At 70.8% G+C, this 18,905-nt stretch carries 20 protein-coding genes, 1 tRNA gene and 1 pseudogene; 9 read left to right on the forward strand and 13 right to left on the reverse strand.

What is annotated here, in order from left to right; all coding sequences use genetic code 11:
- The first annotated feature begins 87 nt into the window (after window positions 1–87).
- Window positions 88–1,536 carry a hypothetical protein gene (locus OG344_RS04665; protein ID WP_405087116.1) on the forward strand — a complete coding sequence of 483 codons (1,449 nt, stop codon included), beginning with the start codon at window positions 88–90 and terminating at the stop codon, window positions 1,534–1,536.
- Window positions 1,537–1,591: 55 nt separating this feature from the next.
- Here the strand turns inward: OG344_RS04665 and OG344_RS04670 are convergent, their stop codons facing one another.
- Window positions 1,592–2,452, reverse strand: coding sequence for a cellulose binding domain-containing protein (locus OG344_RS04670; protein ID WP_405087117.1), 861 nt, complete (start codon window positions 2,450–2,452; stop codon window positions 1,592–1,594).
- 211 nt (window positions 2,453–2,663) lie between these two features.
- Window positions 2,664–2,804, reverse strand: coding sequence for a hypothetical protein (locus OG344_RS04675; protein ID WP_405087118.1), 141 nt, complete (start codon window positions 2,802–2,804; stop codon window positions 2,664–2,666).
- A 74-nt stretch (window positions 2,805–2,878) separates the two neighbouring features.
- On the opposite strand from OG344_RS04675, the gene OG344_RS04680 reads away from it, so the two are divergent.
- A complete protein-coding gene (locus OG344_RS04680) occupies window positions 2,879–3,337 on the forward strand; it encodes a class I SAM-dependent methyltransferase (RefSeq protein ID WP_405089043.1) in 459 nt (152 codons plus the stop codon).
- Here the strand turns inward: OG344_RS04680 and OG344_RS04685 are convergent.
- Window positions 3,313–3,687 (reverse strand): VOC family protein, encoded by a 375-nt coding sequence (locus OG344_RS04685; RefSeq protein ID WP_405087119.1) that lies wholly within the window; start codon window positions 3,685–3,687, stop codon window positions 3,313–3,315. The two genes, OG344_RS04680 and OG344_RS04685, sit on opposite strands and share 25 nt — an antisense overlap.
- Entirely contained in the window at window positions 3,684–4,304 is a 621-nt protein-coding gene (locus OG344_RS04690) for a TetR/AcrR family transcriptional regulator (RefSeq protein ID WP_405087120.1), read from the reverse strand. Before OG344_RS04690 ends, OG344_RS04685 begins: the two co-directional genes overlap by 4 nt.
- 240 nt (window positions 4,305–4,544) lie before the next feature.
- On the opposite strand from OG344_RS04690, the gene OG344_RS04695 reads away from it, so the two are divergent.
- The 3 genes from OG344_RS04695 to OG344_RS04705 all read left to right on the forward strand — a co-directional run bounded on the left by OG344_RS04695 (window position 4,545) and on the right by OG344_RS04705 (window position 6,802).
- A complete protein-coding gene (locus OG344_RS04695; protein ID WP_405087121.1) occupies window positions 4,545–5,087 on the forward strand; it encodes a hypothetical protein in 543 nt (180 codons plus the stop codon).
- A gap of 476 nt (window positions 5,088–5,563) precedes the next feature.
- The gene (locus OG344_RS04700; protein ID WP_405087122.1) at window positions 5,564–6,217 is read left to right on the forward strand and encodes an MIP/aquaporin family protein; all 654 of its coding nucleotides are present in this window, start codon (window positions 5,564–5,566) and stop codon (window positions 6,215–6,217) included.
- 15 nt (window positions 6,218–6,232) lie between these two features.
- Window positions 6,233–6,802 carry a ferritin-like domain-containing protein gene (locus OG344_RS04705; RefSeq protein WP_405087123.1) on the forward strand — a complete coding sequence of 190 codons (570 nt, stop codon included), beginning with the start codon at window positions 6,233–6,235 and terminating at the stop codon, window positions 6,800–6,802.
- 635 nt (window positions 6,803–7,437) lie between these two features.
- On the opposite strand, the gene OG344_RS04710 is transcribed toward OG344_RS04705, so the two are convergent.
- A complete protein-coding gene (locus OG344_RS04710) occupies window positions 7,438–9,609 on the reverse strand; it encodes an MMPL family transporter (RefSeq protein WP_405087124.1) in 2,172 nt (723 codons plus the stop codon).
- A gap of 132 nt (window positions 9,610–9,741) precedes the next feature.
- Between OG344_RS04710 and OG344_RS04715 the strand changes: the two genes are divergently transcribed.
- From OG344_RS04715 to OG344_RS04725, 3 genes are read left to right on the forward strand one after another with little or no spacing between them, the layout of a single operon-like run.
- Window positions 9,742–11,034, forward strand: coding sequence for a sensor histidine kinase (locus OG344_RS04715; protein WP_405087125.1), 1,293 nt, complete (start codon window positions 9,742–9,744; stop codon window positions 11,032–11,034).
- Complete coding sequence (locus OG344_RS04720) at window positions 11,025–11,666, forward strand: response regulator (protein ID WP_405087126.1); 642 nt, start codon at window positions 11,025–11,027, stop codon at window positions 11,664–11,666. Before OG344_RS04715 ends, OG344_RS04720 begins: the two co-directional genes overlap by 10 nt.
- 10 nt (window positions 11,667–11,676) lie before the next feature.
- A complete protein-coding gene (locus OG344_RS04725) occupies window positions 11,677–12,477 on the forward strand; it encodes a DUF4097 family beta strand repeat-containing protein (protein WP_405087127.1) in 801 nt (266 codons plus the stop codon).
- A 93-nt stretch (window positions 12,478–12,570) separates the two neighbouring features.
- Here OG344_RS04725 and OG344_RS04730 read toward each other — a convergent pair whose 3' ends face one another.
- The 8 genes and pseudogenes from OG344_RS04730 to galU all read right to left on the reverse strand — a co-directional run bounded on the left by OG344_RS04730 (window position 12,571) and on the right by galU (window position 18,290).
- Window positions 12,571–12,720, reverse strand: coding sequence for a hypothetical protein (locus OG344_RS04730; RefSeq protein ID WP_405087128.1), 150 nt, complete (start codon window positions 12,718–12,720; stop codon window positions 12,571–12,573).
- A gap of 447 nt (window positions 12,721–13,167) precedes the next feature.
- Window positions 13,168–13,244: transfer RNA gene (locus OG344_RS04735), tRNA-Ala, on the reverse strand.
- A gap of 50 nt (window positions 13,245–13,294) precedes the next feature.
- A complete protein-coding gene (locus OG344_RS04740) occupies window positions 13,295–14,020 on the reverse strand; it encodes a hypothetical protein (RefSeq protein ID WP_405087129.1) in 726 nt (241 codons plus the stop codon).
- Between the two features lie 367 nt (window positions 14,021–14,387).
- On the reverse strand, window positions 14,388–15,029 hold the full coding sequence (locus OG344_RS04745; RefSeq protein WP_327048036.1) for a GNAT family protein: 642 nt from the start codon (window positions 15,027–15,029) through the stop codon (window positions 14,388–14,390).
- A gap of 61 nt (window positions 15,030–15,090) precedes the next feature.
- On the reverse strand, window positions 15,091–15,567 hold the full coding sequence (locus tag OG344_RS04750) for a molybdenum cofactor biosynthesis protein B (RefSeq protein ID WP_405087130.1): 477 nt from the start codon (window positions 15,565–15,567) through the stop codon (window positions 15,091–15,093).
- A gap of 154 nt (window positions 15,568–15,721) precedes the next feature.
- Window positions 15,722–16,183: pseudogene (gene moaC / locus OG344_RS04755) on the reverse strand (cyclic pyranopterin monophosphate synthase MoaC); the annotation flags it as partial.
- A gap of 11 nt (window positions 16,184–16,194) precedes the next feature.
- A complete protein-coding gene (glp, locus tag OG344_RS04760) occupies window positions 16,195–17,379 on the reverse strand; it encodes a gephyrin-like molybdotransferase Glp (protein ID WP_405087131.1) in 1,185 nt (394 codons plus the stop codon).
- 5 nt (window positions 17,380–17,384) lie between these two features.
- On the reverse strand, window positions 17,385–18,290 hold the full coding sequence (galU, locus tag OG344_RS04765) for a UTP--glucose-1-phosphate uridylyltransferase GalU (RefSeq protein ID WP_405087132.1): 906 nt from the start codon (window positions 18,288–18,290) through the stop codon (window positions 17,385–17,387).
- Between the two features lie 24 nt (window positions 18,291–18,314).
- Here galU and OG344_RS04770 point away from each other — a divergent pair, with 24 nt between their 5' ends.
- Complete coding sequence (locus tag OG344_RS04770) at window positions 18,315–18,890, forward strand: 5-formyltetrahydrofolate cyclo-ligase (RefSeq protein WP_405087133.1); 576 nt, start codon at window positions 18,315–18,317, stop codon at window positions 18,888–18,890.
- Window positions 18,891–18,905: the final 15 nt, after the last annotated feature.

Raw genomic sequence — 18,905 nt, forward strand, 5'->3', positions numbered from 1 at the left:
GGGCCGTACCGTTGCGCCCAGAGGGGGTGGTCGTCAGTGATACCGGGTCGTCGTCAACGATGGGGTCGATACGGCAGACTTCGGGTCATGCCCGCACCTGACGTCGCCGCGCTCCTGGCCCAACTGGAGCGCTCCGAACCGGACACCGCCGAGCCCGCCCGCGTTGCGGTCGAATGGCTCGCCGGCGGCGAGGCGCTGGAGACGATCAGCCAGTTCGACGTGTGCGAGTTCCTCTGGTACACGTTGCCGATCAAGGTCCCGGGCGACCAGTCGACCATCGCACGCGCGCTCGGCAAGCTGCTCCGCCTCGCCGGGATGGAGCGGTACGCCGCGCTGTGCGACTCCCCCGCCACGGCCCGGATCCTGCTCACGTACGCCAGGGAGGGCGAGGAGGCCGGCACCTCGGCCTACCACCGTGAGCTGGAGTCGACGGGAGTGCTGCCCCCGGACGTCGCCGAGCTGTCCTGGAGCTCGATCATGGGCCCGGAGGAACTCGGGGCGCACGTCGCCTGCGCCGCCGCGCTGGAGCTCGCCATCGTCGCCGGCGAGCCCGTGGACCGCGAGGAGCTGACCCGCCGCTGGCTCACCACCCCCCGGATGGAGCTGGGCGGCGACTGCTGGCTCCACCGGGTGCACGGCGAGCGGCTGAACCGCTGGGTGCTCGGGCGCGGCACCGCCCGCCGCGAGCTCGCCCAGCCCTTCGAGGTGCGACTGCACGCGCCCATCGAGGCGCCGGCCGAGCCCCACCTGGAGCCGCTGCGCTGGCTGCTCGACCTGGCCCGCACCGGCGTCCGCCTGACCGAACGGCTCAACGTCGGGCGGGCCGTGGCGGCGGAGGCGGCGGGCCGCTTCGGCTGGGCCGCCCGTACGGGCCCGCGTACGGGGGCGGCGGCGGGCGCGGAACCGGACACGCGACCGCGGGCGGTGCGCGGCGAGGCCGACGTGCCCGCCATGACCGAGCTGCGGCGAATCGCCGTCCACGACCTCGGGGCGCTGCGGCGCAGCGGGCGGAGGCTGGTGCTCACGACCACCGGCCGGAACCTCCTGGACGATCCCGCCGCCCTGTGGGAGGCCGCCGCGGTGACCCTGCTCGTCCCCGCCCCCGGCGAACACGACTTCGAGATCTCCATCCGCGAGTCCGCGTTGATGATCCTGGCGGACGGCGACACCGTACCGGACGGCGACCTGCGCGACCGGGTCGCCGAGGTGGTCAACGGCGAGGGCTGGCGTTCGGCCGACGGCGGCCGTGTCACCGGCGTGGACCTCTCCCATCCGCTGGCCCGGCTCCGGCACCGTCTCGACGCCCTCGGCCTCGCGGCCGACGCTTCGGGCGGCTCTGGGTCGGCCGCCCCGATGCGGGCGTCCGAGTCCGCGGCGGATCCCGCCGCGGGATCCGCCGACGGGGACGGCCGGGAGCCTTCCGGGCCCACCCGGGCCGCGTACGTCTGGCGGCTCACCGGCACGGGCCGCCGCGCCGCGCTGACCGCGCTGCGCGCGCAGGCGCTGCGCCCCCGCCAGTACGCCGGCCTCGGCTGAGCCTCGCCCGGGCTCCCGCCGTCCCTTCGGGCGGGGACGGCGGGAAGCGTGGCGGTCAGCGGGCGCAGGAGGCGCCGTTGAGGGAGTACGTCGCTGGCGACGGGTTAGCGCCGGTGTGGCTGCCGAGGAAGCCGATGGTCACGGACCTGCCCGGCGCGATGGTCTTGTTCCAGTCGAGGTTCACCGCCGTCACCTCGGTGCCGCTCTGCGACCAGGTGGCCGACCAGCCGTTGGTCACCTTCTGCCCGGGGTCGGGGAAGGCGAACGTGAGCCGCCATCCGTTCACGGCCGTCTCGGCCGTGTTGGTGATCGTGATGCTCGTGGTCATCCCGCTCCACCAGCTGGAGGAGTCGACCGCCACCCGGCAGGTGACCCGGGCCGGTGAGGGGGACGGTGACGGCGAGGGCGGGTAGACGACGTCGTTGTAGACGGTCACGGACGTGCTGCCGGACGCCGGCCCGGCCGCGCCCTTCGTGTCCACCGCCACGACGTACAGCTGATGGACCTCGGAGCGAGTCGAGCCAGGCGGCCACGGCAGGTAGACCGAACCCTCGGTGACCGTCCCCCCGAAGGTCCCCACGACGTATTCGGCGCCGTTCCGCACCTCGCGGACCTGGTAGCAGGCGATGCCGTCCGCGTCGGTCGCGGGCGCCCAGCGCAGGCGAACCAGCGTCATGACGACCTGGACGGCCTCCGGCGCCCCCGGGGCGGTCGGCGGCGTGTTCTGCCCCGACGGGGGCTGGATCGCCGGGCAGGGAGTGGGGCTGCCCGTCGGCGACGGGGTCGCCGGCGGCGACGTCGTGTAGGCCGCCGTGCTCCCGGCGGTCGCGCGGGCCGCCGCGGGCGCGATGATCGCGGCCCCCGCCAGCAGGGCCGCCGTGATCCACGCGCCCGTCCCCGTTCTGGTCCGTGTCATCCCCACTCCTCGTGTCGACCTGCCCCTTGCCCGGGATCGTCCGCGAATGGGGTCTCTTGGTCAACGAACGCGGGCGCGCAGGGCCGTAAGACCCGGACGAACGGCGCACGGCCCTGCAACTTTCATCCGGAGTCTCCTGTCCGGTAAGACGCGGGCACTGTACGGCGCGACGCGGGCGGCGGTACAAACTGATCGTGAAGCCGCGTACGAACTATGGGGTGGACGCGCCGGGGGTGCTCGCCGGGCTGACGGTGGGCGGGATCGCGGAGACCGGGCTCGCCGTGATCCTTTTCGGCGTCGGCTGGGTCGCCCCTGCGGTGGTGCTGCTGGTCGGCGGGATCATGATGCTCATCGGCGCCGCGTTCTTCGCGCACACCACCTTGGAACGAACGCGTCCTCGATCTCGGCTGCGGGCGCGGGCTCGTACTGCTCAGGGCCGCGGCGCGGGTTCCCGGCGGCGACGCGACCGGCCCGGACCTGTGGACCGCGGACCAATCGGGCAACCGGGCGGAGGCGACGCTGGCCAACGCCGCCGCCGAGGGCGTCGGCGACCGGGTGACCCTGGTCACCGCCGACATGCGCGACCTGCCCTTCGCCGACGCGGAGTTCGACGTGGTCGTGTCGAGCCTCGCCGTCCACAACATCCCCGGCGACGAGGGGCGGACGCTGGCCGTACGGGAGGCGTTCCGCGTGCTGAAGCCGGGCGGCAGGCTGCGCCTTGCCGACTTCCGCAACGCCGGCCGGTACGCCGCCGTGCTCCGCGAGTGCGGGGCGGCCGACGTGCAGGTCTACGACCTCGGCTGGCGGTTCTGGTACGGCGGGCCACACGCCAGGACGACGATGGTCGCCGCCACCCGCGGTCAGGCGGGGGACATGACCTCGTAGAGGTTGCGCGCCGAATCGACGAAGAACAGCCCGCGCGGGCACAGCGGGTGGTCGATCCGGCCGTTGTCGGGATGGGCCGGACGGCTGCCGTAGGGCACCCCGGCCTCCCGCAGCCGGGCCAGGATCCGGTCGAACGTGGCCGGGTCCACGTCGAAGGCCAGATGCACGCCGACGGGGTCTTCGACGGTCATGAAGTCCAAGGTCAGCGTGTCGTTCACCCGTATGGGCGCGAAGTTGCCGTCGCGGCCGGCGGGCGGCATCTCCTCCAGCCCCATGATCGAGGCGAAGAACCGGGCCGCCTCGCGGTTGTCCGCGGCGGGGACGATGGTGTGGTTCAACGTGATGGTCATGCCGGGCTCCCGGGGGTGCCGAGGGTGCCGTGCAGGAGGACGTCGACGAGTTCCCCGGGAGACGAGCCCAGGTCACCGGACGCGGGAAGCGGCCGGGTGAAGAGCATCCCCAGGAAGACCGATGCGACCTTTCCGGGTTCCAGGCGCAGCGACGCCCGGTCGGGCTCGATCAGCTCGACGATCGCCTCGCGGGTCGCCTTCATCGACGCCTCCCTGCCACCGGGTGGCCGGTCTCCGGAGCCTCGCTCGCGGCGGTGTCCGCTGCCGTGCAGGGCGCCGATCACGGTCCCCATGCGGCCCAGGTGGGCGCGCAGCGCCTCCGCCGCCTGCGTCAGCCGATCGGCCAGCGGTTCGTCGAGGGAGATCGAGGCCAGTTCGCGCAGCACGTGGCCGGGGTTCATCGCCTCGACGAGACACGCGTCGAGGAGTTCGTCCTTGTCGGTGAAGACCCGGAAGATCGTGCCCTCCCCGATGCCGGCCGCGCGGGCGATCTGGCTGGTGGTGACCGCGGCGCCGTGGTCGGCGACCAGGGGAAGCGCCGCGGCCACGATCATCTCTCTGCGTTGTTCGGTGCTCATCGCCGGGGCTCGCCGGCGGGGTGTCGTCGTCTCTGTCATGTGATCCATTGTGCGGAGTGAGTACTCACTCCGTCAAAGGAAATACGTCATCGCTCCCGACCCGCACACGGTCGCCGCCGCCGAGCACCCGCCGCCTGCCTCGGAAGCACCCCTGCTTGCCGGCCTTCTCTCAGGCCCACTGAAGTTGTCAGTCCTTCGCGCCGCGTGGCCAGGGCGGGCCGGTCAGTCTGGCAAGCCTGTTCCAGGTCAGTCCCAAGTGCGCGACGCCATGCTGAGCTCATGGACCTGACCGACGCTGTCGAGGCGCTCACCACGACCGTGACCCCGGGGCGCCGGATGCCGGGAAAAATCGGGATGGGCATCCTCCTGATCTGCTGGCTCGCGCTCGGGGTGCTGCCGTTCGTGGCCGCGGTGCCGGACTTCAAGCTGGCGACCGGAAAGATCGGCACTCCCGGCACCCTCACCGTCGTCTCCTGCGTCGCCCTCGGCCAGGGACGGTACGACTGCAAGGGCAGGTTCGTCCCCGACGGCGGTGGAGACGCGGTCGCGGTGGCCGCCTCGCCCGACTCGGAGGCGGGGGACGTGACGCGGGCCCAGCTCACCCCCGAGGGTGACCGGGCGCTGCCTTCCGGCACGAAGGGCGTCCTGCGGGCCATGACGCTCCCCGCCACCGGCCTCGGCGCGCTGGCCTTCCTGCCCTACGTCCTGCTGTACGTCTTCAAGGTCAGGCGGGGCCGCAGGACCGCCGTGATCGCGGGATCGGTGGTCGCCACCCTGTCCCTGGTGCTGATCGTGGTCGGCCTGGTCGCCGCCTACTCCTGACCGCCCTGGCCCGCCGGCGCGGCCCGGGCCCCTGGAGGGGGCTGAGGATGGGCGTGGCCGCTCATGGTCACCCGTGCAAGCAGAGAGGGCGGTCCCGCCGGGCGGAACCGGACTTACCGACGCCCCCGTAGCGGATCGCATGACAATCGTGGCCGGCCCTCGCCGTGCGAGGGACGGAGCCGCGTCCCCCGCTCCGCGGCGATGCGGGTTCGATCCCTGTCGAGAGCCGGCCCTTGAGCAGCAACCGAACGGCCAGTGGCCCTAGCGGAGCGCTGTTGCCGGGAGTTACCGCCATCCAGCGTTCGGATGCGGGCCGAGCATCTGACAAGAGCCCTCATTTGTGGTTCGGCGAGCCGTAAGGGGCCGTAAGGGGCCGTAAGAAGCCCGCAATCTCCTGGGCCGCGGATCATGGCACTATCTGGATGCGCTGCCGCAGTGCGTGACCGGTCTCGGTTCACATGTAGAGAGGACAGTTCATGCGCAGCTACATTACGGAATTCATCGGAACGTACTTCCTGGTTCTCACGGTCGGTGTCACGGTCTTAACGAAGACGCCCTTGGCACCCGTGGCCATCGGCGCGATCCTGATGGTCATGGTGTACGCCGGAGGACATGTCTCCGGTGCCCACTACAACCCCGCCGTGACCTTGGCCGTGCTCCTCCGCGGCCGGATCAATCTGGCGGACGCCGTTCCCTACTGGATCGCCCAGCTAGCCGGCGGTGTTCTCGCCGCGCTTACCGCTACCTATATCGTCAATCCCCGCAGCGTGCCGACGCTCTCGCCCTCTGGGCGTGAGCTGGGGGTCGCGCTGCTGGCCGAGGCGCTGTTCACGTTCGCGCTCGCGTACGTGGTGCTGAACGCGGCCACCAGCAGGGACCACCCTGGTAACAGCTTCTACGGCCTGGCCATCGGATTCACCGTGACGGCCGGCGCATTCGCGGTCGGCGGCATTTCCGGTGGCGCCTTCAACCCGGCTGTCGCCGTCGGCGCCGCCTCCATGGGGCTTCTCGCCTGGTCCAAGATCTGGATCTGGCTCCTGGCCGACCTGGCCGGCGGCGCCCTGGCCGGAGTCGCCTTCCTCGCGCTCAACCCGAAGGAACGCGCCCCGCTGGAACTCTCCGCGACCTGACCGCCTGGAGCCGACATGATCAGCGCGCGCGAAGTCGTCGAGCAAGCAGGCGTCGATGTGAACAAACTGATCGACCGGCTCACCTCCGCCGCCGCAGCGGAGCTGAGCGCCGTCTACCGCTACACAATCCTGACCGCTTATCCGCTCGGCTTCGCCGATGAGGAACTACGCCAGATCCTCAAAGACATCCGCGATGAGGATCGCCACCACTTCGACGCACTCATCAACCGCATCTACGAACTGGACGGAACGCTCCCCGAGGACATCCGGCAGTTCCTGGGAAGCGGGCATGCGTCGCCGTGGGGATTCCCCAGCGACGCGCAGGATCCGGTCACGACACTCATCGAAGACGTACGACGCGCCGTCCACCCCTACGGCGGCCTGTGCGACCTCACCGAAGGCAGAGATCAACGCACCTTCGTGCTGGCCCAGGCGATCCGCAACGAGAAGATCGAACACATGGCGTGGCTGGAAGAGTTCCTCAGCACAGGACCGCCTGCGCGCTTCCGCCCCGGCTTCCGCGGCCGCTCCCCCTTCCTCGCCCGTCTGTCTGTCGCCTCCGAGAGGACCGAGCCGACAGCGTGACCTCATCAACGTACTCCTGCAGGATCCGGGCACGCGGTCGCGCGAACGCGATGCGATCTCCTCCGCCGCCTCGGCCTGATCGACATCACGAGCAGGGCCTGTCGGCCTTCGGCCTGCGGGACGCGGAAGCCGGCGCACGCTGGAGCTACCTCAGCAAGCCATCGAGGCACTACGTCAGCACCACGCACGGCAGGCCGCTCAGCGTCTCAAGGCGGGCGAGGCATGGCAGGATCACGGCCTGACCTTCTGTACCACGGTCGGCACTCCCCTGGACGCCCACAACGTCCGTCGATCCTTCCGGGCGATCACCAAGAAGGCCGGACTCGGGAAGGAGTGGACTCCTCGGGAGTTGCACCACTTGGGCACCGCTGCGATTAAGCGTGGGATGTTTGTACGCTCAATGATGACCATGGTGGGTCCGTGCAGGTATGTGCCGGTCGACAGCATCGCAGCACACCGTGAACCCGCTGTGCCGGGGACACTCCACCTCACGGGAGGTCGGGCAGAAGTAGATATCGGGACAGCCGCAATCGAAGAAATCCGGAAGCGGACTGGGTAGGTCGGGGCTGGACATGTCGTCTAGCATGCCTGATCGGCGGCAGACCCGTATCGGCGAGGCCGTCCCCCGATTGTCCCTAGCGCGCCATTTCGGCCTCAGGCTCCCGGAACTCGTCCACGGGCGAAACCTCGCGCAAGCCGTGCCGGCGGTGGAACCGCTTCAGTGGCCCGGGCGCCCACCACGCGGCCCGACCCAGCAGGGTCATCATGGCCGGCAGCATGAGACACCGCACGATGCTGGCGTCCAGCAGGACCGCGACGAACAGGCCGAGGCCGATCTGCTCGATCTGGCCGACCTTCGCTGCGGCGAAGACGGCGAACACGATCAGCATCAGCAGCGCGGCCGAGGTGATGATCCAGCCGCTCTTCTGCAGGCCGTGCCGGACCGCCGTGTTGCTGTCCTCGCCACTGTCCACGTACTCCTTGATCCGGCCGAGGATGAACACCTCGTAGTCCATTGAGAAGCCGAACGCGAAGGCGAACACGATCAAGATCACGAATGGGCTGAGCCCACCCACGGTGAGCGTGTCCAGCGGGCCGGCCAGCCAGCCGTCCTGGAACACTGCCACCAGCACGCCGAACGTGGCACCGAGCGAAACCAGGTTGAGCGCGATGGCCTTCAACGGGATGACGAGCGAACCCGTCATCAGGAACAGCAGCATGATCATCGCCACCGCAGTGATCGCGATGGCCAGCGGTAGCCCCGACACCAGCCGCTGGTTGAGGTCGATCAGCTTGGCCGCGTCACCGATCACCCAGGACTCGTAGCCAGCCGGGCGGTCGGCGCGCAGCCGCTCGACCAACGCCCGCGCGTCCTTGCCCTGCCCGTCGCCACGGACCGCCAGCACGACGCTGGACAGACCGGCGGTGATCTGGTTCGCCTCTTCCACCCGCTGCACGGCCGGATCGGAGCGCCACTTGGCGACGTACGCGTCCAGGGTTGCCGGATCGGTGCGCGCCAGCACGCGTACGGCGGGTTGGGTGGTCTGCCCGAATCGGGTGCTCAGCTCGTCCGCCACCTGCACCGCCTCGATCGTGCGGGGCAGGCCCTCAAGCTGCGGGTCCTTGATGGTCACGTGCAGCAGTGGCGACGCCATGGCCAGGAGCACCGCGATGCACCCGAGCACCAGCAGCAGCGAACGTCGCTGAGTGGCCCGGGCCAGTCGGGCGAAGAAGCCGCTCTCCAGTTCGCGTGCCATCGTGTCCTTGCCGGCCCCCTCCCGCGCGGCCTGCATGGCCGCGTACCGGGCGAGCTGTCGCTTGGACGGCTTGACCCGCTTGCCGGCCAGTCCCAGCAGCGCGGCGGTCAGGGTCAGCGCGGCCAGCATCGCCACCACCGTGGTCGCGATGCCCGCCGCCGCCAGCCCCTGCAACCGGCCCACGTTGAACGCAAGCAGGCCGGTGAGTGCGGCCGCCACGGTCAGCCCACTGAACATGATCGTACGACCGGCGGTACTCCACGCCCGCCGCAGGGCCTCTTCCCGGTCGTCGTTGCCGACCAGCTCTTCACGGAATCGGGCTACGAGCAGCAGGGCGTAGTCGATGGACAGCCCCAGGCCCAGGATCGCGACGACGGTAACAGCGTTGGCGTCCAGATCGATCAGGCCGGAGAAGCCGAGCAGGATCCCGGTACTCGCCATGATCGCGCCAACGGCCGCGAGGATCGGCAGCCCGGCCGCGATGATCCCCCCAAACACGAGCACCAGAACGATCAGGGTGAGCGGGAGGGACAGCCACTCCGCACGGTTCAGGTCGTCCTGGATCGCCTCGTTGGACTGGTCACCGAGCAACTCACCGCCGCCGAACCGCACCGTCGACCCGGACAGCTCCTCGGTCAACCGCTGCATCCGTGTCTTCGAGTCGGTGAACGGCTGGTACTGGTGGTCACTCTTCTCGAGGGTGACCGTGATCGCGGCCGCCCGGCCGTCCGTGGCGATGTCCGGATCGGACACCTCCTTGACCCCGGGCATCGCGGCGGTGTCGGTGATCGCTCGCTGCAGCGTGCTCTGCGCCGTGTCCGCGCGCGCGTCGATATCGTCCACCAGGACCGTGTACTGGACCCCGCGATCCAGCCCGGCCTCGATCGCGTCGGCCGCCGCGCCGACCTCCGTGCCTTTGAGCTGATTAACGTCGCCCATGCCGGCGAACAATGGTCCGATCGCGGTCGAACCGGCACCAACGATCATCAGCCAGATGATCAGAATCCACCACCGATGGCGGTAACTGAAATGTCCGAGTCGAGTCGTCATGACGATGAGAATGTCCCGCGGCCACGCCGCAGTCAGTAGCGCTCATGCCCCGGTGCGGGGTCATGCTAGGTACAGCCCGGGCCGGGATTGTGCATGATGGTTTTTTGGATCCACCTTTTCTATGGTTTAGGCATGGCGACAGCTACGGAAAGACCGCCCACCTCCGGGGTAACCCATACATCGGCCACCCTTTTGTCCGCGCCATGGCGAGCATCGGCATGGATCGACACCGCGCAGGTGGTTGCGGGATTTCCGATCGCCGTCGTGGCCTGCACGGTCATCGCCTCGCTGGCCGCTACGACACTCTCACTCGCCATCACGGCGGTGCTCGCCGTCCCCCTCCTGGCCGCCACCTTCCTGTGCGGCCGGCTGTTCTCCTCCTGGCAGCGCGCACGCATCCAGGGGTTCACCGGCGTTTCGATCCCCGCGCCGCCAGTCCGGTACACCGGTTCCAGCTGGCTCCGCCGGCTGTGGAGCGAAGCCCGCGACCCCAACACCTGGCGGCAACTCGGGTACCACCTGCTGTCCGGGCTCACCGCCTCGATCGGTTTCACGTTCGTGGTGGGATTCTGGACCGTGGGCGCGATGCTCAGCACGATCGTCCTCCACGGTTGGGCGCTGCCGGACGACACCGTACTCGACCCGCTCGTCAGCCCCGCCGGACTCGTCCTGTTGACCACGCTCGGTCTGGTCATCTTCTTCTGCGCCCCGCGGGTCGCGCACGTCGCCGCCAGGCTCGACGCGACACTGGCCACGAGGCTGCTCGCGCCCAGCCGCAGCGAGCAGTTGGCCCGCCGGGTCGCCTCGCTGTCCGAAAGCCGGGCCGAGGTGATCGAGGCGGCCGACGCCGAACGGCGCCGGATCGAGCGCGATCTGCACGACGGCACGCAGCAACGGCTCGTGTCCCTCGCGATGAACCTGGGCCTGGCACGCACCACGCTGACCGAGGTCCCCGAATCCGTGCGGGAGACGATCGATCAGGCGCACGAGGAGGCGAAGCTGGCCCTCACCGAACTTCGGGACGTGGTCCGCGGCATGCACCCCGCGGTCCTCGACGATCTGGGTCTGGACGCGGCGCTGTCCGGGATCGCGGCCAGGTCGCCGGTGCCCGTCCGGCTGCTCGTGGAGCTGCCGCGGCGGCCACCACGAACCGTGGAGGCCGTGGCGTACTTCGTGGTCGCCGAGGCGCTGAGCAACGTGGCCAAGCACGCCCAGGCCACCAGGGTGGACATCGTCGTCGAAGCGACCCCGGACGGCGTGTTGACGATTACCATCTCCGACGACGGCCGCGGTGGCGCCGATCCCGACCGCGGCACCGGACTGCGTGGCCTGCGGCAGCGGGTCGGCTCCGTGGACGGCACGCTGACGATCAACAGCCCGGAGGGCGGGCCGACCATCGTGGTGGTGGAGCTGCCGTGCGCATAGTGATCGCCGAGGATTCTGTGCTGCTCCGGGAGGGCCTGGTCAAGCTGCTCGGCGGTGTCGGCTTCGAGGTCGTCGCCGCGGTCGACAACGCCGAGGGGCTGCTCGTCGCGGTTGACGAACACCGGCCTGACCTGGCCATCGTCGACGTGCGGATGCCGCCGAACCACACCGACGAAGGGCTGCGCGCGGCGCTCGATCTGCGCAAGCGTCGGCCCCCGGTGGCCGTCCTCGTGCTCTCCCAGTACGTCGAGGAGCGGTACGCCAGCGAACTGCTGTCCCGCGAGACCAGCGGAGTGGGTTACCTGCTCAAGGACCGGGTCGCCGACATCGTGGAATTCCTGGACGCCCTACGCCGGGTCGCCTCCGGCGGTACCGCACTCGACCCCGAGGTCGTCGCCCAGATCCTGGTGCGCCACCGGCGGAACCCGATTGAGCAGCTCACCAAGCGGGAGCGCGAAGTACTGTCCCTCATGGCCGAGGGACGTTCCAACTCCGGCATCGCCGCGGCCCTGTACGTGAGCGAAAGCGCCGTCGCCAAGCACGTGAACAGCATCTTCGCCAAACTCGACCTCACCGCCGCCGACCGCGACCACCGACGGGTGCTGGCCGTCCTCCAATTCTTGAAGTCCTGAAGGAGACCCAATGTCTGTCCAGACCAGCGGGAGCCCGCCGAACCGGACCTGGCTCGTCGGCGGAGTCCTGGCCACGGTGGTCGCGCTCGGGATCAGCGGCACGGCGGTGTGGCGGTGGGCCGCCAGGCCGGGGGCCAAAACCGAGGATCAGGCCCAGACGTACCAGCGGCCGGTCAGCTGGGTCGAACTCGACCTGGATGCCGGTCACATCGAGGTGTCCGCGGGCGAACCCGGTGAGGTCTCGGTGCGGCGCACGCTGCACTGGCGGTCGGGCAAGCCGACCATCCGCGAGGAGTGGCACGGCGACACGCTGCGACTGCTCGCGCAGTGCCCGGAAGACCAGCACGACTGCGCCGCCGACTACACCGTCCGGGTGCCCGCCGGGGTGCCCGTCCAGGCGGACACCGACGCCGGTGATCTCACCGTCCGCGACCTGACGGGCGAGGTCCGCCTCCACACCGGCGCTGGCGAGGTGACCATCGACAATACCGCGGGCAAGCTGTGGGTCCGCAGCGCGGACGGGGACATCACCGCCAACGGCCTGCGCGGCGACACCGACGTCGAGACCGCGTCCGGCCACCTCGACCTGCGGTACGTGGCGGTGCCGGGGAACGTACGCGGGAACACCGGAGCCGGCAACATCTGGATCACCGTGCCGCACGGCACCGGTTCCGCCGCCCAGGACGGCTACCGCGTGGCGGCCGAGACCCGCGACGGCAAGCGCGAGGTGACCGTACGGGAGGACTCGGCCAGCCCGCAGGTGATCACGGCCACTACGGCGAGCGGCAACATCACCGTCAGGTACGCCTGACCTCCGCGTCGGCATCATGCGCTGATGGGCCAACTGGTACTAGTGCAGGCCCGCAGAAGTTCTGATGGGTTCGCTTGGCTACCGTTCGTGATCTCACGCTGCTATCCCCAGTCCGGTTGCGCTCGCCCGTTCGCGGTCACGTCGGAAGAGGTAGCGGACGTGTTCGGCGCGGGCGTCGTAGCGCCAGCGATACGGCTGGGCGGCGGCGTTGTGCCGGATGGTGAACTCATCGATCTGTGCCATGAGATCCTCGCGGGAGGTGAACTCGCCGCGGCGCAAGCCGTGCCGGACGTACTCGAACTCGCGCGGGGCCGGCCGGCCCGGCGCGGCTGCCAGTTCGGGATACTTGCGCGGCCTGGAGCTGCGCAGTCAACTCCAGACCGGCTCAGGCCGATGGTTGATCGCAGCAGGTGGGGTCGAGTACTTCCGGCTTCAGACGTGACGGTCTGCCGTTACGCCTACCGAGGTAACAAGATCGCAAGACCGTGGCCTCCTGCGAACACGCACGCCTCGGGAGATCGGAACAGCAGGGCTCGCGCGGTCTTCGCTGACTTTTCGCTGACTTCTGCCAGCGGCAACGAGGCGGTAGCCGTACCGACCGGCCTCGGCGGCGAACGGCCCGGGACGTAGCGAAACGTCTCCGAGCAGCGAAAAGGCCCGCCAGGTGGATCACCTGACGGGCCTTCGTCGTGGTGGAGCTATGGGGATTTGAACCCCAGACCCCTTCGATGCGAACGAAGTGCGCTACCGGACTGCGCTATAGCCCCAACGACCTCGACCAGATTAGCAAACTCTGCGGGGTGTTCGCGCCACCGGATCAGTCGCCGGCCGCGCGCCGCCCGTCGGCGTACTGGTCGAAGACCTGTGAACGCCTGCGCGCCTCGAACTTGAGGATCTCCGCCTCGTGGGCCAGGGCGGCCAGCGCGCGGCGGCGCTCCCGCTGCCGGCGCAGGTACGCCGCCCGCGCCCGTGCGGCCTTCTCCCGCTGTTCCCGGTCCGCGCGTACGGCCACGCGCAGCACGGCGAGGTAGCCGACGAGGAGCACGCCGGAGGGCGCGACCGCCCACCAGGGCATCACGCGGACGGCCGCGGTGACCACGGAGGCCAGGACGAGCAGAACGCTCCAAAGGAGGCGCCTGCGGCGCCGCGCGAGGATCCGGGCACGGCGATGGGCGGCCATCCTGCGGGCCCGCGTGTGCCTCTCCGCCGCGACCTGGTGGGCGGCGACGTGGTCCGCGGAAGCCGGGGCCGCGGAATTCGGGGCCGCTGTGGACCTGGCAGGCGGGGTGACGATCGTGTCGGCGTCGTTCTCCTCGGCGCCGTCCTCGATCGCGTCGCCCGGAACAGCTTCGGAGTCGGGGCCGGCTTCGAGGTCGGCGTCTGCGCCGGACCCGGCGGCGGGCGGCTCGGACAGCGTGGCCGCCTCCGCCGACGGGTCCTCGAACAGGTCGTCGTCGATGTGCCGGTCACGGCGCAGCCACATGGGCAGCAGGACGCTGAGCCACATGACCACGATGGCGAGGTAGAGCACGGCGCTACCCACGCGCCCACCTCCGGATCAGCCTCCGGAACGCCGTACGGGCGTGTCCGAGGGCATGGTGAACACGTCCCTGGACTCGTGTCGTCTGAGAGGTGTTCACGTCACGCACCGTAGGACCGCGTGTCGATGAATGACGAGCATTCGGTCCGGTGTGTCGCGAGATCGTCAAAGCCGTTCATGTAATTCGATCCCGCGGAGGCCGCGTGGTCCCACCCGTACCAGGCGGATCCCGAGCACGGCCGGCCCGGGTCCCGTCATGGGGGTCTCCCCGTGATGCGGTTTCGCTTACGGCGACGAAGCATCACGGGGCCCTCTGGCGATCCACTTGTGCCTCGGTTGCGACGGCGGCCGGGCACACCCGCCGGACCCGCTATCCGGGGCTGGGCTCGCTGCGGCGGGCGGCCGGGTTCATCGTGCGGCGCCACTGGACGAGCAGCCCGCGGGGCACGTCCTCGACGGTCAGCGCGTAGCAGATGTGGTCGCGCCAGGCGCCGTCGATGTGCAGCTGACGCCGGCGGATGCCCTCCTCGCGGAAGCCGAGCTTCTCCACGACCCGGCGGCTGGCCTGGTTCTCCGGCCGGATGTTGGCCTCCAGGCGGTGTAAACCGGTGGTGAAGAAGCAGTGGTCCACGGCCATGGCGAGCGCGGTCGGGATGATGCCCCGCCCGGCCAGCCTGCCGTCCACCCAGTAGCCCACCTGGGCGGAGCGGGCCGATCCCCACACGATCGCCCCCACGGTGAGCTGCCCGGCGAACCGCCCCTCATACGTGACGACCCAGGGCATGGCCATCCCCTGGCGGGCCTCGCGGCGCAGCGTGCCGACCATCGAGACGTACGGCCCGAGACCGGTGCGGAACAGCGGGGTCTCCGGGTTGCTCGGCTCCCACGGACGGAGCCAGTCGGCGTTGCGCAGCCGGGTGTCGCGCCAGTCACGGACGTCACGCAGGCGCAGCGGCCGTAGCCCCACGGGTCCCTCGGTCAGGGACACCGGCCAGCCGCGAAGTCGATCCATTTGTCAATCATCCACCGGAGAACCGTCAACGCGCCACGTGGGTGTGTATGACATCGAGCGGTCAGCGGGCATGGTCGCCGCCGCGGATCTGGTCCACCACGTGGGCCAGGATCGGGGCCAGCACGGCCATGCCGTCCCGTACGCCGCCGGACGACCCGGGGAGGTTGACCACCAGCGTCCGGCCGGCCTGCCCGGCGAGCCCGCGGGACAGGATCGACGTCGGCACCTTCTCGCGGTTGACCTGCCGTACGGCCTCGGCGATGCCGGGAATCTCCCGGTCCAGGACGCGGCGGGTCATCTCGGGCGTGAGGTCCAGGGGCGTGACACCGGTGCCGCCGGTGGTCACGATCACGTCGTATCCCGCGCCGACGCCCTCGCGCAGCGCCGTCTCGACGGGCTCGCCGTCCGGGACCACCCGCGGCCCGTCCACCCGGTCGCAGCCCGCCTCCGTGAGGAGGGAGGCGAGCAGCGGCCCGGAACGGTCCTCGTACACGCCCGCGGACGCCCTGTTGGAGACGGTCACCACCAGCGCGCGCACGCCGCCCTCACTTCCGATCACGAGCGCCGGGAGCGCCGGGAGCGCCGGGAGCGCTGGGAGGGCCGGGAACATCGCGGGCGTCGCGGGCATCGCGCGCAGCGCGGGCGTCGCGGGCGTCGCGGGCATCGCGGGCATCGCCGCCGCTATGAGCGTCGCGGTCCCAGTGGCCCGTCTTGCCGCCGATCTTCTCCTCCACCCGGACGTCGGTGATGACCGCCGCCGGGTCCACCGCCTTGATCATGTCGATCAGGGCGAGCGCCGCGACGGTGACGGCGGTCAGGGCCTCCATCTCGACGCCCGTACGGTCCGCCGTACGGACCCGGGCGGTGATCTCCACGCCCTCGTCCACGACGGCCAGATCGATCTTGACGCCGGTCAGGGCGATCGGGTGACAGAGCGGCACCAGGTCGGGCGTGCGCTTGGCCCCCATGATCCCGGCGATCCGCGCCACCCCGAGCGCGTCGCCCTTGGGCACGTCGCCCGCCCGCAGCACGGCCACCGCCTCCGGCGACAGCAGGACGCGGCCGGTCGCGACGGCCGTACGGGCGCTGACGTCCTTCTCCGAGACGTCGACCATCCGGGCGGCCCCGGTCTCGTCGACGTGGGTCAGCCCCACACCGCGATCACTCACAGTGCGATCACCTCCACCTCGGCGCCCTCGGGCAGCGAGGTCACGTCCTCCGGAACCACGATCAGCGCGTTCGCCGCGGCCAGCGCCGCGAGCTGGTGCGAACCCTGGCCGGTGACCGGCGCGACGGTCCGCCCGGTCAGCACGGCCCGCAGGTAGGACCGCCTCCCGGCGGGCGACCGCAGCGGCGCCGTCACGGTGGCCCGTACGGCCTCCGGCGGCCCCGCCGGGAGCCCCTGCATGGCGCGCAGGGCCGGCCGGACGAAGAGCACGAACGACACGAACGACGACACCGGGTTGCCGGGCAGCGTGAAGATCGGCACACGGTCGGGCCCGACGACGCCGAAGCCCTGCGGCATCCCCGGCTGCATCGCGACCTTCTCGAAGGCCACCGTGCCCAGCGGCGAGAGGGCCTCCTTGACCGGCTCGTACGCCCCCATCGAGACCCCGCCGCTGGTGATCACGGCGTCGGCCCGCAGGAGCTGGGCGTCGAGGACGTCCAGGAGCTCCTTGGGGTCGTCGGAGACCGAACCGGCCCGGAACGCGTCCGCTCCGGCCTCCCGTACGGCGGCCGTCAGCATGAAGCTGTTGGACTCCCAGATCTGGCCCGCGCCCAGCGGGGTGCCGGGCTCGGCGAGCTCGGCACCCGTGGAGAGCACGACGACCCGCGGCCGGGGCCGCACCCGCACCCGCCGCCGGCCGGCTCCGGCGAGGATCCCGACCTGGGCGGCGCCGATCCGGCTACCCTCGCGGAGCACCGTCTCCCCCGCCAGGACGTCCTCGCCCGCCCGCCGGATCGCGTTGCCCGGCGGGGCCGGCCGGTCGATCCGTACGCGGACGGTGCCGCCGTCCGTCCACTCGACCGGGACGACGGCGTCGGCCCCGGCCGGCATCGGCGCGCCGGTCATGACGCGGGCGACCAGGCCGGGCCCGACGGCGGTCAGCCCGCCGTCGCCCGCCGCCACGTCCCCGATCACGGGCAGCGTGACGGGCGCCCCCGCGACGTCCTCGGCCCGTACGGCGTAGCCGTCCATCGCCGAGTTGTCGAACGGCGGCAGCGGCACGGGCGAGGCGACGTCCTCGGCCAGCACGGCGCCGAGGGCGGCGTCGATCTCGACTTCCAGCGGGGCGAGCGGGCGCACCACCGCGAGGATGTCGGCGAGATGGCGGTTGACGGGCTTCATGTCTCTCAGGACTCGATCGTGTCGAGGAACTGCCGGAGCCAGGGCAGGAAGTCGGGTGCGAGATCGCCCCGGTTCGCGGCGAACTGCACCACGGTCTGGAGATATTCGAGCTTGTTGCCGGTGTCGTAGCGGCGGCCCCGGAAGAGCACGCCGTGCACCGGGCCGCCCTCGCCGGGGGCCGTCGCGGCCAGCGTGCGCAGCGCGTCGGTGAGCTGGATCTCGCCGCCGCGCCCGGGCGGGGTCCGCTCCAGCACCTCGAACACCGTCGGGTCGATCACGTAGCGGCCGATGATCGCCCAGTTCGAGGGGGCCTCGTCGGCCGGGGGCTTCTCCACGAGGTCGGTGACGCGGACGACGTCGTCCTCGTCGGTCGGCTCGATGGCGGCGGCGCCGTACAGGGAGATGTGCTCGCTCGGCACCTCCATCAGCGCGACGACGCTGCCGCCGTACGTCGCGCGCACCTCGATCATGCGCCTGAGCAGCGGGTCGCGGGGGTCGATGAGGTCGTCGCCGAGCAGGCAGGCGAACGGCTCGTCGCCGACGTGCTGCTTGGCGCACAGGACGGCGTGGCCGAGACCCTTGGGCTCGCCCTGCCGCACGTAGTGCATGGTGGCGAGGTCCACCGGCTCCTTCACCTGGCTGAGCCGCTCCTCGTCGCCCTTGGCGCGCAGCGCGTCCTCAAGCTCGTACGCTACGTCGAAGTGGTCCTCGATCGAACGCTTGTTGCGGCCGGTCACCATCAGGACGTCGAGCAGCCCGGCGGAGACGGCCTCCTCCACCACATACTGGATGGCCGGTTTGTCGACGATGGGCAGCATCTCCTTGGGGGTCGCCTTCGTCGCGGGAAGGAAGCGGGTGCCCAGACCCGCGGCGGGCACGACGGCTTTGGTCACGGGATCGAAGTCAGCCATGGTTGAACAGTAACGGAGCGGGCTGTGGACAAGCTGAACCTGCGTCGCCGTATCCTCCGCGACCGGTCGGAGCTGGACGAACGCACACAGCGCGCGTCCTCGGGCGCGATCCGTGAGACGCTCCTCGACCAGCCGTGGGCGCAGATGGCCGGGCTCGTCGCCTGCTACTGGTCGATCGGGACGGAACCGTCCACGCACGGGCTGATCCTGGCCCTGTGGAAGCACGGCGCGACCGTGATCCTGCCGGTGCAGCGGCCCGACGGCGAGCTCGACTGGGCGGTGTACGACGGCCCGGACTCGCTCGCTCCGGGACCGTACGGGGTCATGGAGCCGGTCGACGTCCGGCGCGGGGTGGATGCGATCAGGACGGCCGCGCTGGTCCTCGTCCCCGCCCTCGCCGTCGACCGGGTCACGGGCGTACGGCTCGGCCGGGGCGGCGGCTTCTACGACCGGGCGCTGGCCCGCGTCGGGCCGAACGTGCCGACGGTGGCGCTGCTGCACGAGGGCGAGCTGATCGAGGGGGTCCCGGCGGAGCCGCATGATCAGCATGTACGGTTCGCTGCCCTTCCGAGCGGAATCGTCCGGTTATTGCAGGTGTGACAAGATTGGCGCAGG

It is taken from the genome of Microbispora sp. NBC_01389 (genome assembly GCF_045040095.1).
Classification (GTDB): Bacteria; Actinomycetota; Actinomycetes; order Streptosporangiales; family Streptosporangiaceae; genus Microbispora.

Coding starts and splice junctions, on each gene's coding strand:
- OG344_RS04705 (WP_405087123.1), top strand. CDS start 6,233: ATGATCAGCGCGCGCGAAGTCGTCGAGCAAGCAGGCGTCGATGTGAAC.
- OG344_RS04715 (WP_405087125.1), top strand. CDS start 9,742: ATGGCGACAGCTACGGAAAGACCGCCCACCTCCGGGGTAACCCATACA.
- OG344_RS04670 (WP_405087117.1), bottom strand. CDS start 2,452: ATGACACGGACCAGAACGGGGACGGGCGCGTGGATCACGGCGGCCCTG.
- OG344_RS04730 (WP_405087128.1), bottom strand. CDS start 12,720: ATGGCACAGATCGATGAGTTCACCATCCGGCACAACGCCGCCGCCCAG.
- OG344_RS04665 (WP_405087116.1), top strand. CDS start 88: ATGCCCGCACCTGACGTCGCCGCGCTCCTGGCCCAACTGGAGCGCTCC.
- OG344_RS04690 (WP_405087120.1), bottom strand. CDS start 4,304: ATGACAGAGACGACGACACCCCGCCGGCGAGCCCCGGCGATGAGCACC.
- galU (WP_405087132.1), bottom strand. CDS start 18,290: ATGGCTGACTTCGATCCCGTGACCAAAGCCGTCGTGCCCGCCGCGGGT.
- OG344_RS04695 (WP_405087121.1), top strand. CDS start 4,545: ATGGACCTGACCGACGCTGTCGAGGCGCTCACCACGACCGTGACCCCG.
- OG344_RS04700 (WP_405087122.1), top strand. CDS start 5,564: ATGCGCAGCTACATTACGGAATTCATCGGAACGTACTTCCTGGTTCTC.
- OG344_RS04710 (WP_405087124.1), bottom strand. CDS start 9,609: ATGACGACTCGACTCGGACATTTCAGTTACCGCCATCGGTGGTGGATT.
- glp (WP_405087131.1), bottom strand. CDS start 17,379: ATGAAGCCCGTCAACCGCCATCTCGCCGACATCCTCGCGGTGGTGCGC.
- OG344_RS04725 (WP_405087127.1), top strand. CDS start 11,677: ATGTCTGTCCAGACCAGCGGGAGCCCGCCGAACCGGACCTGGCTCGTC.
- OG344_RS04685 (WP_405087119.1), bottom strand. CDS start 3,687: ATGACCATCACGTTGAACCACACCATCGTCCCCGCCGCGGACAACCGC.
- OG344_RS04745 (WP_327048036.1), bottom strand. CDS start 15,029: ATGGATCGACTTCGCGGCTGGCCGGTGTCCCTGACCGAGGGACCCGTG.
- OG344_RS04675 (WP_405087118.1), bottom strand. CDS start 2,804: ATGAGCATCATGATCCCGCCGACCAGCAGCACCACCGCAGGGGCGACC.